We start from the raw sequence: 16978 nt of genomic DNA on the forward strand, positions 1-16978 counted from the left end.
GGGTGAAGCAGTGGTGGTCATCCTGGTGGTGCTGGGCGCTGCGGTGTTGCACGCGACGTGGAACGCGATGGCGCACGGAGCGGTCGATCGGTCGGCCGGGGTGGCGTGGATGGCGTTGGCCACGGGGATCATCGGGCTGGGGATCGTGCTCGTGCAGGGACTGCCTCCGGCGGGAACCTGGTCGTACATCGTCGGATCCACGGTGCTGCACCTGGTGTACTTCGGTGGGTTGCTGGCGTCGTACCAGCTGGGGCAGTTCAGCCAGATGTATCCGTTGGCCCGCGGTACGTCGCCCTGGGTGGTGGCTGTGGTCTCGGTCGTGGTTCTGCAGCAGACGCTGGCGCCTGCAGTGCTGGCAGGTGTGTTGCTGGTGTCGGCCGGGCTGATAGCGCTGGTGTTCATCGGGCGGCCCGGGCGGCGACAGGTGCCGGCGTTGGCAGCGGCCACGGGGACCGGGGTGATGATCGCGGCGTACACGGTGGTCGACGGGCTGGCGGTGCACAAGATGCCGGTGCTGACCTACCTGGGGTGGGTCTTCATGCTGCAGGGGTTCGTGATGCCAGTGGCGATCGTCGCTTGGCGAGGGACCGCCGTACTGCGGCTGCCGCGGGCTGCTGTGCTGTCCGGGCTGGGCGGCGGAGCCGTGTCAATGGTGGCTTACGGGCTGGTGTTGTGGGCACAGACCCGGGGCACCCTGGCCGCGATCGCGGCGCTGCGGGAGACGAGCATCATCTTCGGCGCGATCATCGGCGCCGTGTTCTTCGGCGAGCGCTTCGGCCCGCGCCGCGCGATCGCGGCCGCCGTCGTCGTCGCCGGCATCGTGCTGATCAGCCTCGACTAATTCACTAACGTCCGAAAACACGCCGACCACGTACTACGGATCTTCGGACGTTATGAGTGAGTGGGGGTCCCGGGCGGGAGACCCCCACTCCGATCAGGGTGTCACCAGCCGCGCTTGACCGCGTCCAGTGCGTCGGCGCTGCCTTCACCGAAGAAGGCGTTGTTCTGCGTGGTGCCGGTGCAGCGCGCGTCCGGCACAGCCGGGCAGGCGGTGTCGTCGGCCTGCTTACGCAGGGCGGCCTCAAGCTGCAGCGGGCCCCACCACGGGTGGGCCGACTTCATCAGTGCGACCACGCCGGTGACGTGCGGCGAGGCCATCGACGTACCGCTCTTCTTGCCGTAGCCACCGCCGGGGATGGTGGACAGGATCGAGCTACCGGGAGCGGCGACGTCGATCTTGTTCAGGCCGAAGTTCGAGAAGCCGCTGCGGGCGCCACCCTGGACGGTGGAGGCCACGGTGATCACGTGCGGCAGCTCGGTCGGCATGTTCAGGCAGTCGTTGTTGATCGTCCGGCTGACCGGGGTCGTGTCGTTCGGGCTGCCGGTGTCGGTGGTCTTGTTGGCCAGGTCGTAGTTCGAGTTACCGGCCGCTGCGACCGCGAGCACGCCACGACCGGTCGCGTACGCCACGGCCCGCCGTACTGCTTCCTGGACCGCGCCCTGGTCGGCACCGTCCTTGCACCAGTACTCGTACGGGTCGATGAAGTAGCTGTGGTTGGTGACGTCCATGTGCCGCTCGGCCGACCAGATGAAGCCGCAGATCGCGTACTCCGGGTAGATGAAGCCGCTGTCGTTCACCACCTTGACCGAGGCGATCCGGACACCGGGTGCGACGCCGACGATGCCGATACCGTTGCGGGCAGCGGCGACCGTGCCGGCGACGTGCGTGCCGTGGTCGCTGGTGGTCGGGCGCCAGGCGCCGACAGTCCGGTCCGGTACGCCGTTCGTCGTGCAGTTCACCGAGTCCTTGGCGTCGAAGTTCGGCGCGAGGTCAGGGTGGGCGTCGTCCACCCCGCTGTCGTTGATGCCGACCAGGACCTTGCGGGAGCCGTCCGTGATCGCGTGGGCCTGGTCCGCCTTCATCTGGGTCAGGTCCCACTGCTCGCCCTCACGAGGGTCGGGGACCGGGGTCGCCGCCGCCTCGAGGTCGGAGGCCACACCGGCCGGGGCCGCGGCGGAGGCCGCGGTAGTGCCGTCGGTGACGGCCGCCGTCCGGGTGGCGCCGACGGACTGGACCTCTCGGCCGTCGCGGCCGGACTTCAGAGCGGTCTTGAAGTCGGGGTTGGTCGACTGGGCGACGACGACGCCGATCTGCCCGTAGGAGACCAGGACGGTGCCGCCGGCGGCCTTGACGGCCTTCTCGACCTTCCGGACGTGACCGGGAGAGGCCTTGGTGTTCACCACGTAGTTCATCAGCGGGCCAGGCTCGGCAGCAGCCGTCGGGGCCGGTACGGCGCTCGCGGCGGTGGCTGCGCCGAGTGTGGTCAGCACGAGCGCTGCGGCGGCCAGGCCGGCGGACAACCGGCGCGGGCGGGAAGAACTGGTCACGCTGCCTCCAGGATGGCGGGGCCTGGAGCGGACGGGTCCAGGCGCAATCACTGGTGACTCTAAATCCCCGGACCGGCAAGTGGTCTGGTTCATCCACAAGACAGGGGAAACCCTGCGTTTGTCACTACCGATCGTGCGGCGGTTCACGCTCAGTACCCACATCATGTGGATCACCCTGTGGATAACTCGTGGAGAAGTTGGGGACGAGCGGTGGCCAGCTGTGGATCCCGCTGGTGGGTGTAGGATAGATACAACAGAGATACCGACCGTATGTTTTGGCACAGCTAGTCGTTGGGTGAGGTAGTTGCAGTTCGAACTGGGGGAAGAAACCGCCGAGATCGCTCGGGTGGTCGTCGAGTCGGCGCCGGGTGTGGACAAGATCCCGGCCGCTGAGCGGGTGTACGCGTATGTGAAGGCAGCCATCCTGGACCGGGTCTACCCCGGTGGGGAGCTGCTGACGGAGGGCGAGCTGGCCACCGCGGTCGGCGTCTCCCGCACTCCGGTCCGGGAGGCGTTGCTGCGGCTGGAGGAGTCCGGCCTGGTCAAGCTGTACCCGAAGAAGGGCGCGCTGGTGCTGCCGGTGCTGCCGCAGGAGATCAACGACGTGCTCGAGGCACGTGAGCTGATCGAGACGCACGCGGCCGCCAAGGTCTGGCCGCGCCGCAAGCAGCTGATCGAGAGTCTGTCGGCGCGCGTCGACGAGATGCGCGCGCACCGCAAGGCCGGTGACGCGAAGAGCTTCCTGGAGGCCGACCGGGCCTTCCACGAGGCGATCGTCGGTGCCGCGGGCAACGAGATTCTCGCCAAGCTCTACAACAGTCTGCGCGACCGCCAGGTGCGGATGGGTGTGCCCGGCATCGAGGTGCAGCCGGCCCGGATGGACAAGTCGATCATCGCGCACCAGGAGATGATCCTGGCGCTCGGCGGGAACAGCGCCAAGCGGTTCCGTGAGCTCGTTGTCGCCCACATCGATTCCGCCGCGGCGGACCTGCGGGGCATTCGGTGACCGAACTCCTCTTCCCCCTGGGCGGACGGCGCGCCTGGGCGGTGTGGGCCACTGCTGTCTTCACCTACCTGGTCACCGTGCTGCACCGCGGTTCGATGAGTGTGGCGGGGCTGCAGGCCGCAGAACGCTTCCACATCTCCGCGTCCGCGTTGGCCAGCTTCACCGTCGTACAGCTGACTGTCTACGCCGCCATGCAGGTGCCGGTCGGCGTACTGCTCGATCGATACGGCTCCAAGCGGCTGCTGATCGTTGCATCCGGACTGTTGTTCGCCGCGCAGTCCGCGTTCAGCATGGTCGACTCGTACCCGGCTGCGCTCGCTGCGCGCGCCGTACTGGGCGTTGGAGACGCGCTGGTCTTCATCAGCGTGCTGCGCGTCGTCATGGCCTGGTTCCCCGCACTGCGGCAGCCAGTCATGTCACAAGCGACCGGAATGCTCGGCGGTATCGGTGCGATCGTCTCGACCGCTCCGATGGCCGCTGCGTTCCACGCATTCGGTTGGACGCCCACGTTCGCCGGTGCGAGCGTTCTGAGTCTGGTGGCCGGTCTCGCCGTCCTCTTGCTGCTCAAGAACAGCCCGTACGACGAACCGCTCCGCCGTACCAAGCAGTCGATGACAGAGGTCCGCAGCAACCTGCGTCGGGCCTGGAAGGAGCCGGGGACCCGGCTGGGCCTGTGGACGCACTTCACCACCAGCTTCTCCGGCAGCACGTTCGGCCTGCTCTGGGGCTACCCGTTCCTCGTGCAGGGACAGGGGGTCGCGCCCGGGACCGCGGCGGCGATGCTGATCCTCCCCGTGCTCGCGGGACTCTGCTACGGACCGCTGGTCGGCCGGTACGCCGCCAAGTTCCCGTTCTACCGGTCCTGGATCGTGCTGGCGGTTGTCGCGGGCTCGGTGCTGATGTGGACCGTCGTCCTGCTCTGGCCGGGTCGGGCCCCGATGCCGGTTCTCCTGCTGCTGATCGTGGTCCAGGCGGCTGGTGGACCCGGGTCGATGCTCGGATTGGACTACGCACGGACCTTTAACCCGAGCACCCGGTTCGGGGCGGCCAACGGCATGGTGAACACCGGCGGTTTCATCGCCACGCTGATCTGCATCGGCATGGTCGGGATCCTGCTGGACGCCTCGTCCGGTGGAGCTCCGCAGACGATCGGTGACTTCAAGTACGCGCTGGCCTTCCAGTACGTGCTGTGGGCGATCGGCATCCGGCAGATCCTCAAGTACCGCCGCCGGGCGCGTGGCCACCTGGCCCGCTACAACCCGGAGGCGTACCAGGCGCTGCTCGCCAACAAGGTCGTCCCCATCCAGGGCTGACAGTCAGGGCTGACAGTCAGGGCTGACACCAGCTGTCGCGGGCCTGCCAGAGCGATGCCAGGCCCGTGACAGCGACCAGGCGCAAGGTAATCCCAGTGAGAAGCAACACCACTGGGAGGAATCGATGACCACATCGAACCAGGTCGCCATCGAGGCGGTCGGCTTGGTCAAGAAGTACGGAACCACGACTGCGCTGGCCGGGGTCGACCTGACCGTCCCGACCGGGACGGTACTGGGGGTGCTCGGGCCGAACGGCGCGGGCAAGACGACGGCGGTCCGGATCCTCGGCACGCTGCTGCGCCCCGACGCCGGCCACGCGACGGTCGGCGGGTACGACGTCGTCCGCGACGCCGCCAAGGTGCGCGGCATCATCGGGCTGACCGGGCAGTACGCCTCGGTCGACGAAGACATGTCGGGCCGCCGCAACCTGGTCATGATCGGCCGGCTGCTCGGGATGTCCCGGACGGCTTCCCGCGACCGCGCGGACAAGCTGCTCGAGCGGTTCGAGCTGACCGACGCCGGTGAGCGGATCGCGAAGACCTACTCCGGCGGTATGCGGCGCCGGCTCGACCTGGCCGCGAGCTTGGTCGGCAACCCCCGCATCCTGTATCTCGACGAGCCCACCACAGGTCTGGACCCGCACGCCCGCAACGGCGTCTGGGAGACGATCCGCGACCTCGTTCTCGACGGGACCACCGTGCTGCTCACCACGCAGTACCTCGAGGAGGCCGACGCGTTGGCCGACTCGCTGATGGTGTTCGACAAGGGCCGGGTGGTCGCGTCCGGCCGTCCCGCCGAGCTGAAAGCCCAAGCAGGTAAGCAGACTCTCGACGTACGGCCGTCCGAGCCTGCCCACCTCGAACGCGTCGCCGCGATCGTCGCCGAGGCCGTCGGCGTCCGGCCGAGCGTCGACGTCGTGAACGCACTGGTCAGCGCACCGGTCACCGACGGTACGTCGATGCCGGTCGTCGTCCGCCGGCTCGACGAAGCCGGGATCGCCGTCACCGAACTGTCACTACGGTTGCCCAGCCTGGACGAGGTCTTCCTCGCCCTGACCGGTCACGCCGCCGAGGAGCAGCCCGCCGTACTGGAAGGAGTGGGCCGATGACCACCGCAACACTGGAGCACATCCCGCCGGTGGAACACCGGTCCCGCCCGTTCGCCTGGGTCCAGCAGAGCCTGACCCTTGCCTGGCGCAACATCGTCCGGATCCGGCAGAACCCCGAGGCCCTGGCCGACGTGACGTTCCAGCCGATCATCTTCCTCACGCTGTTCCTGTTCGTCTTCGGCGGCGCGATGAGCCAGGGGCAGGGCTGGCAGGGCTACCTGCCCTGGCTGCTCCCCGGCCTGCTCGTCCAGACCGTCGTCTTCTCCACGATGGGAACCGGCGTCGGCCTGAACGACGACTTCGCCAAAGGCGTCTTCGACCGCTTCCGCAGTCTCCCGATCGCCCGCATCTCCCCGCTGATCGGCGCCGTACTCGGTGACGCCGTCCGCTACATGCTCTCGATCGTGATCCTGATGGCCACCGGTTTCGCCCTCGGCTTCCGTTTCGACAACGGCATCGGCTACGGCCTGCTAGGACTCGTCATGGTCCTCGGCTTCGCCCTGTCCATGTGCTGGATCTGGGTCTGGCTGGGCCTGACCATGAAGACCGCCCAGGGCGTCCAGGGCATCGCCTTCCTGGTGATGTTCCCGCTCACCTTCGGCAGCAACATCTTCGCGCCGACCAGCACCATGCCGGCCTTCCTCCAGACGTTCGCGAGGTACACCCCGATCTCCCACCTCGTGGACCTGGAACGCGCCCTGATGGGCGGCGGCGCGATCCAGAAACCACTCCTGATCACCCTCGCCTGGATGGTCGGCCTGGTCGCCATCTTCGCCCCACTGGCCATCCGCGCCTACCGCCGCCGTACCTGAGGCTCAGTGCGGAATGTCGGCGAACGCCAGCGGCTCCCGGGTGCAGAGGTATGTTGCCCAGTGCAACTTCACCGGGGTGCCGCCGGCGTCGCGGGTGATGGTGAGGAGCTCGCCGGTCTCGCGGCCGGAGACGGTGCGGTAGGTGTCGTCGGCGATCTTCTCGAAGACGGCGGGGGCCTGCCAGTCGGCCGCCGCGGGGGACTTACCGTGCAGGACGCCTTCCTTCACGGTGAAGGTGAACGGGGAGCCTTCGGTGAACCAGGTGCCGAGTACGCCGGTGAGTTCGGCGGGGACCGGAGTGCCGGGGAGCCAGGGGTCGACGGGGAGCGGGTCGGTCTCGAGGACCTTGTCGATCAGGCTGATGGCGAGAGCCGAGGGCGCGGGGGCCGAGGTGGAGCTTTGCAGGCAGATGCCGGCGGTGCCGGAGGCGCGGTGCACGAAGGTCGAGGTGATGTGACCGGGCATGCCACCGTCGTGACCGACGTACAGCTCGTTGCCCTGACGGAAGAGCATGAACCCGAGGCCGAAGGCGAGTTGCCAGCGGGCGGTGTCGGCCATGATCTGGACCTGGCACATCTCTTCCAGGGTGTCGGCCGACAGCACCTCGGAGACCGGGTTCGCGATGAACATGGCCCACTTGGCGAGGTCCTCCGCCGTACTGGCCAGACCGCCGCAGGCCGCCATCGCCTTGATGTCGAGCAGCGGTTCCTGCACCGGTACGTCGGAGAACGGCGGCACGTAGTAGCCGGTCGCGGCCGGACCACCGTCCATGCCGACCGTCGTACGGCGCATCTCCAGCGGATCGAGGATCCGGGTCTTGACGGCGTCGTACCAGGGCTTGCCGTCGAGGCGGGCGACGACCTCGCCGAGCAGTGCGTAGACCAGGTTCGAGTAGTGGAACCGGTGGTGTGGCTTGCCGATCCGGTCGGCGTCGTTCCAGCCGGCGACCAGCTCGTCACGGTCGGGGAACTTCATCAGGTCCCAGACGTCGCCCACGGGTTCGCGCTGCATGCCGCTCGCGTGGCTGAGCATCTGCCGGATGGTGACGCCGCCGTGCTTGCTCTCCGGTACGTGCGTCTCGAGCGAGTCGTCGAGGCTGAGCTTCCCCTCGTCGCGCAGCGCGAGGATCGCGACCGCGGTCAGCGTCTTGCTCTGCGAGGCGATCAGGAACTGCGAATCCGCGGTCGGCGGGACTCCTGGAGTGGCCAGATCGGCGGAGCCGGCGCCGTGCGACCAGGCCAGCGACCCGGCGCGAGCGACGGCGCCCACCACGGAGGGGACGCGGCCCTTGGCCTGGCGTTCGGCGACGAGTTGGGTGAGGGCGGTCTGCGTCTGCGCAGCGAGTTCGGTCACGACAGTCGACAATAAGCGAGCGAGATGACAAAAGGCAGAGTCCTCGGACCGCGGGATGTGCGAGGCTGGTGTGGTGCGCATAGCGGTGCTCGGTCCTCTCGCGATGTGGGCGGCCGACGGGACTCCGCTCGACGTCCGCGGAGTTCGCCTGCGCGGGCTGCTGGCCAGGCTCGCGCTGAGCGCGGGGAAGCCGGTCAGCGTCGAGACCCTGGTCGACGGTCTGTGGGGGACCGGAGCGCCCAGCGCCAACGCGCTGCAGTCGCTCGTCTCCCGGTTGCGCTCGAGCCTTCCGGTGACCGAGTCGAGCATCTCGATCCAGTCCGGTCCGGCCGGGTACACGCTGACCATCGGCCCGGACTGCGTCGACGCCCAGCAGTTCGAAGACCTGGTACGACGCGGCCGCGCCCGGCTCAGCTCCGAACCGGAGCAAGCCCACGCGCTGCTCTCCCAGGCCGACAAGCTCTGGCGCGGTGAGGCCCTCGCCGACCTGCGCGACCTCCCGTTCGCCGCGATCGAGGCGGACCGGCTGACCGAGCTCCGGCTCGGCGCGGCCGAGGACCTCGCCGAAGCCGCGGTCGCCTGCGGCCGCGCCCGTGACCTGACCACCGAACTCGAGCGCCTCGCCGCCACCCATCCCCTCCGCGAGCGCCTCCACGAGCTCCTCATCAGAGCCCTGTACGCCGATGGCCGCCAAGCCGAGGCCCTCTCGGCCTACGAGCGAGTCCGTACGACGCTCGCCGACGAACTGGGCGCGGACCCGGGTGCACGCCTTCGTGACCTCCATGTCGCGGTCCTGCGTGGCGATGCGGTCGACCCGGTCGCGGCCGCCAGCCCGGCGCCGATGCCGGCCGAGCCGCGGAGCAACCTGCGCGCACCGATGACGAGCTTCGTCGGCCGTCGTGAGGACGTCGCCGAGCTGAGCCGCCTGCTGAGCAACGGCACGCGCCTGGTCACGATGGTCGGACCTGGCGGCGCAGGCAAGACTCGCTTGGCGACCGAGACCGGCCGGACGCTGGTGGAGCAGAGCGGTGACGGCATCTGGTTCGTCGAGCTCGCGCCACTCGGTGACGCGGCCGACGTGGCGCCCGCCGTACTGTCGGCTCTTGGCGCGAGTGAGTACGTCGACGTCGTACCCACGTCCGGTCTCGTGCCCAAGCAGTTGCGGGCCAGCCGGGCGGCGACCGACCGGCTCGTCGAGGTGATCGCGGACCGCCGGATCCTGCTGGTGCTCGACAACTGCGAACACTTGGTTCAGGAGGTTGCCGGGCTGGTCGACTCCCTGCTCGCCGCCTGTCCGCGACTGCGCGTGCTGACGACTAGTCGCGAGCCGCTCAGCATTCCGGGTGAACACCTGCATCCCGTCGGGCCGTTGGGGTTGCCGCCGATCGATGCCTCCAGCGATGAGTACGCCGCGATCCAGCTCTTCGTCGACCGGGCGCGCGCCGTCCGCCCGGACTTCGCGCTGACCGATGGCAACCGCGTCGCAGTCGCCGAGATCTGCCGGCGGCTGGACGGGATGCCACTGGCGATCGAGCTCGCCGCGGCCAGACTGCGGGCGATGACCCCGGAGCTGATCGTCGATCGGCTCACCGACCGATTCCGCTTGCTCACCAGCGGTTCACGGACCGCACTGCCCAGGCATCAGACCCTGCGCGCCGTCGTCGAGTGGAGCTGGGATCTGCTCGACAGCGACGAGCAGGCGGTCGCTCGGCGGCTCTCGTTGTTCTCCGGTGGCGCGACGCTGGAAGCGGCTGAGCGCGTGTGCAGTGATGACAACCTCCCGGCGGAGGCGGTGCTCGGCGTACTGGCTTCTCTTGTCGACAAATCGCTCGTCGAGGCTGTCTCCGGTGAGCGGTCGGTGCGCTACCGGATGCTGGAGACGGTGCGGGCGTACGGCGCCGAGCAGCTCACGGCGGCCGGTGAGCGCGATCGGTTCCGGCAGGCGCACACCGAGTACTTCCGCCGGTTGCTGCGCCAGGCCGCGCCCAATCTCCGGACCCGGGCGCAGGTCGAGTGGATCGCTCGGTTGAAGGCGGACCACGACAACCTGACCGACGCCCTGCGCAGTGCGATCGACTCCGGCTCGGCGCGGAACTCGGTGCAGATGGTCTCCGTGCTCGCCGAGCTCTGGAACATGAGCGGCCGCCCGTCCGAGGCGGTCGGCTGGATGCGCGCAGCGCTCGCCGTACCGGGCCCGAGCGTGCCGGTCGAGCGGGCCATCACCTTGATGATGCTTGCCTTCGGCACCATGTCCGCCGAGGACGACCAGGCGGCGATGATTCCGAAGGCGCTGCGGGCGCTCGCCCAGGTCCGGCTGTTGTCGCGGCAGCACCAGATCGTCCGGGACTCGGCCGTCGGCCGGTTCGTGAACGCGATGTGGGCAGCGCTGCGGCGCGACACCGCGACGGCGTTCCGCGAGCTCGAGGCCGCGCGGGACCACCCGGAACCGTGGACCCGGCACATGGCCGCGTTGCTGCTGGCGATGTTCCGCGACAACGAAGGCGAACCAGTCCAGATGGACGCCGATCTGGGAGTCGCGCTCGAAGGCTTCCGGGAGCTCGGCGATCGCTGGGGCACCTCGATGGCACTGCGCGGACTGGCCAGCCTCCAGGCCGCCCGCGGTGAACACCAGGCTGCGCTGGACTCACTCGACGAGTCGATGAAGCTGTTCGCCGAGCTCGGTACGACGGAAGGCATCGGCCAGCTGCTCGGCGCGTCCGCGATCAGCCGGCTCGAGATCGGGGACCTCGACGGAGCCCGGGCGGATCAGCAACAGGCGTTGCGGATCGCGGAGGAGAACGGCTCCCGCGAGGGCGAGGCGATGTCGCTGTTCGGCTTCTCGCGGATCGAGTTGCGGGCCGGCCGGCTGGACGAGGCGAAGGCGCTGATCGATCGCGCCGAGACAATGATGGGCGACCTCTGGGACCAGACGGCTCCGCACGGTCGGGCGATGTTGCTCGCACAGTCCGGCCGGATCGCGTTGCGCCGTGGCGAGCTGGAGTCGGCGCGCGAGCTGAACCGCCGGGCGGTCGAGGTCGCGCTGGGCAGCTCGGACATGCCGATCACCGCGACGATCGTCGACACCGCCGCCGAGATCGACCTCGCGTTCGGTGAAGCGGAGGCCGGAACCCGGACCCTCGGTCTGGCGGCCGCGCTGCGCGGGATGCGCAGCGTGCCGGACGCCGACGTCCGCGCCGCCACCGAGCAGCTGCGGGAGCTGCTGGGTGGCGACGGATTCGAGACGGCGTACGGCGCTGCCGCGGCGATGACGCGGGACGACGCCCTCGCCGAACTGCGCAAGCGGTTCAGCTCGTCATGAGCTGAATCGCCAGGTCCCGCAGGGATTTCTGCACCTTCTGCTCGGGCGGCCGCGGGTCGGCGAGCATCCAGTCGTAGACGACCGCGTTCACCGCCCCGAAGAAACTCAGACCGGCGAACCGGAAGTCCCGGCGCTCGATCTCACCCTTGGCCGCCGCACTGTCCCCGACGTCCCGCACACTCGCGATCAGCAGGTCCCGGAACGCGATCCGTTGCTCCTCGACGGCCGGGCTGGTCCCGACCACCTCGACGAACGAGATCCGCGCCCGGCGCAGGTCGGCCATGATGGTTTTCAGGTAGCTGTCGACCGCCGCGGTGATCCGCTCCCGGACCGGCCGGCCGTCGGTCGACCGGATCGCGTCCCCGGTGTTCCGCACGGTCAGCTCGATCACCTGCGCGTGCACCGCGAGCAGCACGGCTTCCTTGTTCTGAAACTCGTGGTAGAAGTGCCGAGTGGACACTTTCGCCTGTGTACACAGGCGTTCCACCGATGTCGCCGGATACCCTTCGGTCCCGAACAACTCCAATGCCGCGGCCAGCAATCGCTCCCGGCGCGCAGCCTTCCACTCCTCGACCGATCGCCCGGAATAACGGCGTACGGAGGGTTCCCTCATTGCACCTCTTGTCGGCTACCCCGTGCCAGATCCCGGACATCCTATCCACCCCTTGGCGGCACCGGTACCGGTGCCGGTCGTCGTGCCGACGCACGCCACGACGACCGGCCCACCGGTTCGCAATCGGTCAGCTCATCGACTCGTAGCCGACCCCGCCGTCGAGCAGTTCGCGGACGATGTCGAGGTGCCCGAGATGCCGGGCCGTCTCCTCGATCAGGTGACACAGGACGTACCGCACAGACGCCTGTCCGCTGTCCCGGACGACGGCCTTCTCGAGGTCGCCGAGGTCCATTGCGGCGACGACCGCATTGGACCGCGCGTTCTCGGCCTCGTACTCGTCGAGCAACTGCGCGAGCGGTACGTCGTCCACGAGCATCTCGGCATCGGGATGACCGTCGGGCGTCCACGGGGTCTGTCCCGTGTCGGGAACGCCGCCGAGGTTCTGCTGGAACCAGCTGTACTCCACCCAGCGCAGGTGCGCGACCAGAGCGGCAACGTTGGTGAGGGGCGAGGTCGGCAGCACCACGCGATGGGCGTCGACTTCGCTCAGTCCTTCGCATTTCACGCGGACGAGCGAACGCAGGTGGTCGAGCCAGCCGACGAGCTGTTCGCGCTCGTCGCCGGCCAGGGGTGGTCTCACAGGGTCTCCTTGGAAAGTTCGGTGTAGCCAGTACGGCCGTCGATCAGTTCACGAATGATGTCGAGGTGTCCGACATGACGGGCGGTCTCCTCGATCAGGTGGCAGAGCACGTACCGCAGCGACGCAGGGTCGCCGTGCGCGGCGTCCGTGCCCCGTTCGAGCGTGTCGAGCGGAAGGTCGGCGATCGCCGCGTTCGAGCGCGCACACTCGGCGTCGTACTCGTCGAGCAGTTGGGCGATCGGTACGTCGTCGACGAGCATCTCCGCGTCGGGATGGCCGCCCTCGGTCCATGGGGTCTGGCCGGTGTCAGGGACGCCGAGCAGACTGAGCTGGAACCAGCCGTACTCGTTCCACCGCAGGTGGGCGACGAGACCGGCCGGGGTCATCAAGGGCGACGTCGGTACGACGTTGCGGTGGGCATCTTCTTCGGACAGTCCGGTGCATTTCATCCGCACGAACGAACGCTGGTGATCCAGCCACCCGATCAGCTGTTCGCGCTCGGGGGCAGTCAGTGGCGGACGTGGTACAGCGGTCATGCGAAGCTCCAAAGTGCTGGGAGCTGCCCGGCCTCAGCCGCAGGTACGGCGGACGGGCAGCGCGACGGTTCGGCACAACATCGCACTCACCTCCTTCCGCGTAGAGCTGCACCGTAGCCACCGCCGTCCCACGGTGGCAAACACATTTCTGGCAGGCTGGGGGCATTGCGCCCGCACCGCGTGAAGGGGTTCGACGTGGATCCACGGTTTGACCGGCCGCTCTACACGCGCGCCGAGGTGGCGTTACATCTCGGGCTGCCGGCGACGACGCTCGGCGACTGGCTGCGCGCAGGCGCCCTGGAAGCCGGCTCCGGCGGCCGCGGAGAACCGACGATGACCTTCGCCGGGCTCGTCGAGACCCACATGCTGCGGGAGCTCCGCCGTACCGGCTTGTCGTTGCAGGCGATCGGCGAGGCAGCGTTGGCGTTGCGATCACGGGCCGGACGGCAGTATCCGCTGGCCTGGTCAGGGCTCGCTAACGACGGTCGCGACCTGCTGATCGAGATCGCCGCCGAAGGCCGCGAGGCCGGCTGGGAACGCATCCGCGACAGCCAAGGCGGTCTCCCCGGCGTCCTCCGCCGCGGCTCGGCCGCCATCGGCTGGGCCGACGACCGGTACGCCGCCACCCTGCGACTCGTGATCTACTCCGACATCGACGTGGTCGTGGACCCGGCGCAGTACCGCGGTCAGCCCGTCCTGGCCGGCTCCGGCGTCCGCGTCGAGGACGTCCTCGACCGCGTTCGCACCGGAGCGTCGTACCGGGAGATCGCGGCCAAGTTCGACCTCGAGGACTTCGAAGTCGAAGCCCTCGTCCGCCCGCACATCCGGCCCCCGGCCTTCCGCAGAGCCCAGGCCGCCGCGAGCCAGGACCCCTTGATCTAGCGGTTGTCCTTGATGCGTTTCGCCTTGCCCAGCGAGCGTTCCAGGGCGTGCGGGTCGACGATCTCGACCTTGGCGGTGACACCGACGCGGTCCTTGATGCGGCGGGACAGCTTGGCGGCGGCGGTGGCGCGGTCGGTGAGGTCGGGGGCTGCTTCGACCTGGACGGTGAGTTCGTCCATGCGGCCGGGGCGGGTGAGGACGCAGAGGTAGTGCGGGGTGAGGCCTTCGACCAGGAGGATCTGTTCTTCGATCTGGGTGGGAAAGACGTTGACGCCGCGGACGATCATCATGTCGTCGGTGCGGCCGGTGATCTTCTCCATCCGGCGCAGGCTCGGGCGCGCCGTACCGGGGAGCAGTTTGGTCAGGTCGCGGGTGCGGTAGCGCAGGACCGGGAAGGCCTGCTTGGTCAGGGAGGTGAAGACCAGTTCGCCTTCGGAGCCGTCGGGGAGGACCTCGCCGGTGACCGGGTCGATGATCTCCGGGTAGAAGTGGTCCTCCCAGATGTGCAGGCCGTCCTTGGACTCGACGCACTCCTGGGCGACGCCGGGGCCCATCACCTCGGACAGGCCGTAGATGTCGACGGCGTGCATGCCGGTGCGCTGCTCGACCTCGGCGCGCATCTGCTCGGTCCACGGCTCGGCGCCGAAGATGCCGATCCGCAGTTGGGTGTCGCGCGGGTCCATCCCGCGCCGCTCCAGCTCGTCGATGATCGACAGGAAGTACGACGGGGTGACCATGATGATGCGGGCACCGAAGTCGCGGATCAGATCGACCTGCCGCTCGGTCATCCCGCCCGAGACCGGTACGACGGTGCAGCCGAGCCGCTCGGCTCCGTAGTGCGCGCCGAGGCCGCCGGTGAACAGGCCGTAGCCGTAGGAGACGTGGCAGACGTCGCCCGCGCGGCCGCCGGCTGCCCGGATCGAGCGCGCCATCAGGTCGGCCCAGGTGTCGATGTCCTGCTGCGTGTAGCCGACCACCGTCGGCTGCCCCGTCGTACCCGACGACGCGTGCACCCGCGCGACCGACGTCCGCGGTACGGCGAACATGCCGAACGGGTAGTTGTCGCGCAGATCCTTCTTCGTGGTGAACGGCAACCGGCCGAGATCGGACAGCTCCTTCAGATCACCCGGCGCGAAACCTGCCGAGTCCAGTGCCTTCCGGTAGTGCGGCACGTTCTCGTACGTCGTTCGCACTGTTGCCTGGAGCAACGACAACTGCCGCGCCCGCAGCTCGTCGAGCGACAGCCGTTCACCGGCGTCCAGCAACTCCTCGGGGCAGGCATCACCGAGCATGAGACAACTCCTAGGGACGGGCCAGCAGGGTCGCGATGCCCTGTCCGACGCCGATACACATGGTGGCCAGCGCATACCCGGCATCGCGGTGGCGAAGCTCCAGGGCGGCGGTGAGGGCGAGACGGGCGCCGGACATCCCCAGGGGGTGGCCCAGGGCGATGGCGCCGCCGTTCGGATTGACGTGCTCGGCATCGTCGGGGAGACCGAGGTCGCGCAGGACTGCCAAGGACTGTGCGGCGAAGGCCTCGTTCAGCTCGATCGCACCGATGTCGTCCAGCGAGACACCGGTGCGGGCGAGAAGCTTGCGGGTGGCGGGCGCGGGTCCGATCCCCATGATCCGCGGCGGTACGCCGGCGGTCGCCGTACCGACGATCCGGGCCAGTGGCGTGACGCCCAGGCGCTCAACCATCTCGCCGCTCATCACAAGCAGGGCGGCCGCGCCGTCGTTCACGCCGGACGCGTTGCCGGCGGTGACAGTGCCAGGAGTGCGGAACGGCGTCTTGAGCCCGGCTAGCGCTTCGAGTGTGGTCTCGCGCGGGTGCTCATCGGTGTCGACGACGGTCACCGCGCCGCGTTTGCCCGGCACCTCGACCGGCACGATCTCCTCGGCCAGCCGGCCGTTCGCCTGGGCCTTGGCCGCGCGCTGCTGACTGTGCAGCGCGAACAGGTCCTGGTCCGCGCGGGAGATGTTGTAGTCGGCGGCAACGTTCTCCGCGGTCTCCGGCATCGAGTCGATCCCGTACTGCTGCTGCAGCACCGGGTTCACGAACCGCCAGCCGATCGTGGTGTCGAAGACCTCGGCCTGCCGGGAGAACGCGGTCGTTGCCTTGGGCATCACAAAAGGTGCCCGGGACATCGATTCGACGCCACCGGCGATCAGTACGTCGTTGTCACCGGCAATGATCGACCGGGCGGCGTAGGCGAGAGCGTCCAGGCCGGAGCCGCAGAGCCGGTTGATCGTCGTCCCGGGGACCTCGACCGGCAGACCGGAGAGCAGGACCGCCATCCGGGCGACGTTGCGGTTGTCCTCGCCGGCCTGGTTGGCGCAGCCGAGGATGACGTCGTCGATCAGGGCCGGGTCGAGCGTGGCGTGCCGGGCGAGCAGCGCCGAGATGGCGTGCGCGGCCAGGTCATCCGGGCGGACGGTCGCGAGCGCGCCGCCGTACCGGCCGATCGGGGTCCGGACGCCGTCCACGAGAAACGCCGCACGCGTCATGCCTGCTCCTCCACGATGGTTCCGGACAACTGACGACTACGGCCGCGGAACTCGGCGATCACATCGTCGCCCCGGCGGACGGTCACGTCATAGACCGCGTTGCGGCCGAAGCTCGTGCGCTCGGTGGCGGTGGCGGTGAGCAGGTCGCCGCGGTGGGCGGGGGCGACGAAGACGATGTCGCAGGCCTGCGCGACGGTGACCTGGTTCCGGGAGTTGCAGGCGAAGGCGAAGGCCGAGTCGGCCAGGCAGAAGATGAAGCCGCCGTGCGCCATGCCGTGGCCGTTCGCCATGTCGTCGCGGATCGTCATCTCGACCGAGGCCATACCTTCCGCGACCTCGACCAGGCGCATGCCGAGCCCGGCGGAGGCGGAATCCTCCGCCCACATCGCCGCGGCCACGCGGTTCGCCAGGTCGTCGCCCATGCCCAAGTGCCCCTTCGTACGGTGCGCTTTCGGGACGGGTTTGTTACACCCTAGCCCCGATTACGACATTGACTGTAA

At 69.0% G+C, this 16978-nt stretch carries 15 protein-coding genes; 7 read left to right on the plus strand and 8 right to left on the minus strand.

The features are described from left to right. The first annotated feature begins 10 nt into the window (after positions 1 to 10). Positions 11 to 841, plus strand: a complete 831-nt coding sequence (locus tag ACIA49_RS06250) for an EamA family transporter (protein WP_396376056.1) — start codon at positions 11 to 13, stop codon at positions 839 to 841. A 101-nt stretch (positions 842 to 942) separates the two neighbouring features. Here the strand turns inward: ACIA49_RS06250 and ACIA49_RS06255 are convergent, their stop codons facing one another. Then, positions 943 to 2388, minus strand: coding sequence for a S8 family peptidase (locus ACIA49_RS06255; protein ID WP_396376057.1), 1446 nt, complete (start codon positions 2386 to 2388; stop codon positions 943 to 945). A 304-nt stretch (positions 2389 to 2692) separates the two neighbouring features. On the opposite strand from ACIA49_RS06255, the gene ACIA49_RS06260 reads away from it, so the two are divergent. The 4 genes from ACIA49_RS06260 to ACIA49_RS06275 all read left to right on the plus strand — a co-directional run bounded on the left by ACIA49_RS06260 (position 2693) and on the right by ACIA49_RS06275 (position 6627). After that, positions 2693 to 3394 carry a GntR family transcriptional regulator gene (locus ACIA49_RS06260; protein ID WP_396376058.1) on the plus strand — a complete coding sequence of 234 codons (702 nt, stop codon included), beginning with the start codon at positions 2693 to 2695 and terminating at the stop codon, positions 3392 to 3394. Next, positions 3391 to 4707, plus strand: coding sequence for a nitrate/nitrite transporter (locus tag ACIA49_RS06265; protein ID WP_396376059.1), 1317 nt, complete (start codon positions 3391 to 3393; stop codon positions 4705 to 4707). The genes ACIA49_RS06260 and ACIA49_RS06265 overlap by 4 nt, the downstream gene beginning before the upstream one ends. A gap of 124 nt (positions 4708 to 4831) precedes the next feature. Next, on the plus strand, positions 4832 to 5815 hold the full coding sequence (locus ACIA49_RS06270) for an ATP-binding cassette domain-containing protein (protein ID WP_396376060.1): 984 nt from the start codon (positions 4832 to 4834) through the stop codon (positions 5813 to 5815). Continuing rightward, positions 5812 to 6627 carry an ABC transporter permease gene (locus tag ACIA49_RS06275; RefSeq protein WP_396376061.1) on the plus strand — a complete coding sequence of 272 codons (816 nt, stop codon included), beginning with the start codon at positions 5812 to 5814 and terminating at the stop codon, positions 6625 to 6627. Before ACIA49_RS06270 ends, ACIA49_RS06275 begins: the two co-directional genes overlap by 4 nt. Positions 6628 to 6630: 3 nt before the next feature. On the opposite strand, the gene ACIA49_RS06280 is transcribed toward ACIA49_RS06275, so the two are convergent. After that, positions 6631 to 7980, minus strand: coding sequence for a serine hydrolase domain-containing protein (locus tag ACIA49_RS06280; RefSeq protein WP_396376062.1), 1350 nt, complete (start codon positions 7978 to 7980; stop codon positions 6631 to 6633). A 73-nt stretch (positions 7981 to 8053) separates the two neighbouring features. Here ACIA49_RS06280 and ACIA49_RS06285 point away from each other — a divergent pair, with 73 nt between their 5' ends. After that, positions 8054 to 11299 (plus strand): ATP-binding protein, encoded by a 3246-nt coding sequence (locus tag ACIA49_RS06285; RefSeq protein ID WP_396376063.1) that lies wholly within the window; start codon positions 8054 to 8056, stop codon positions 11297 to 11299. Here ACIA49_RS06285 and ACIA49_RS06290 read toward each other — a convergent pair. The 3 genes from ACIA49_RS06290 to ACIA49_RS06300 all read right to left on the minus strand — a co-directional run bounded on the left by ACIA49_RS06290 (position 11286) and on the right by ACIA49_RS06300 (position 13088). After that, positions 11286 to 11912 (minus strand): TetR/AcrR family transcriptional regulator, encoded by a 627-nt coding sequence (locus tag ACIA49_RS06290; protein ID WP_396376064.1) that lies wholly within the window; start codon positions 11910 to 11912, stop codon positions 11286 to 11288. The genes ACIA49_RS06285 and ACIA49_RS06290 overlap by 14 nt on opposite strands. Positions 11913 to 12039: 127 nt before the next feature. Further along, positions 12040 to 12552: a DinB family protein gene (locus ACIA49_RS06295; RefSeq protein WP_396376065.1), complete on the minus strand. Its 513-nt coding sequence runs from the start codon at positions 12550 to 12552 to the stop codon at positions 12040 to 12042. Next, positions 12549 to 13088, minus strand: a complete 540-nt coding sequence (locus ACIA49_RS06300; protein ID WP_396376066.1) for a DinB family protein — start codon at positions 13086 to 13088, stop codon at positions 12549 to 12551. The genes ACIA49_RS06295 and ACIA49_RS06300 overlap by 4 nt, the downstream gene beginning before the upstream one ends. A gap of 195 nt (positions 13089 to 13283) precedes the next feature. Here ACIA49_RS06300 and ACIA49_RS06305 point away from each other — a divergent pair, with 195 nt between their 5' ends. Continuing rightward, positions 13284 to 13970 carry a DUF433 domain-containing protein gene (locus tag ACIA49_RS06305; RefSeq protein WP_396376067.1) on the plus strand — a complete coding sequence of 229 codons (687 nt, stop codon included), beginning with the start codon at positions 13284 to 13286 and terminating at the stop codon, positions 13968 to 13970. Here ACIA49_RS06305 and paaK read toward each other — a convergent pair. From paaK to paaI, 3 genes are read right to left on the minus strand one after another with little or no spacing between them, the layout of a single operon-like run. Further along, complete coding sequence (gene paaK, locus ACIA49_RS06310) at positions 13967 to 15262, minus strand: phenylacetate--CoA ligase PaaK (protein WP_396376068.1); 1296 nt, start codon at positions 15260 to 15262, stop codon at positions 13967 to 13969. The two genes, ACIA49_RS06305 and paaK, sit on opposite strands and share 4 nt — an antisense overlap. 10 nt (positions 15263 to 15272) lie before the next feature. Next, positions 15273 to 16478 carry a 3-oxoadipyl-CoA thiolase gene (pcaF, locus tag ACIA49_RS06315; RefSeq protein WP_396376069.1) on the minus strand — a complete coding sequence of 402 codons (1206 nt, stop codon included), beginning with the start codon at positions 16476 to 16478 and terminating at the stop codon, positions 15273 to 15275. Further along, a complete protein-coding gene (gene paaI / locus ACIA49_RS06320; RefSeq protein ID WP_396376070.1) occupies positions 16475 to 16900 on the minus strand; it encodes a hydroxyphenylacetyl-CoA thioesterase PaaI in 426 nt (141 codons plus the stop codon). Before paaI ends, pcaF begins: the two co-directional genes overlap by 4 nt. Positions 16901 to 16978: the final 78 nt, after the last annotated feature.

The sequence above is a fragment of the Kribbella sp. NPDC051587 genome, from assembly GCF_044453945.1.
Lineage (GTDB): Bacteria > Actinomycetota > Actinomycetes > Propionibacteriales > Kribbellaceae > Kribbella.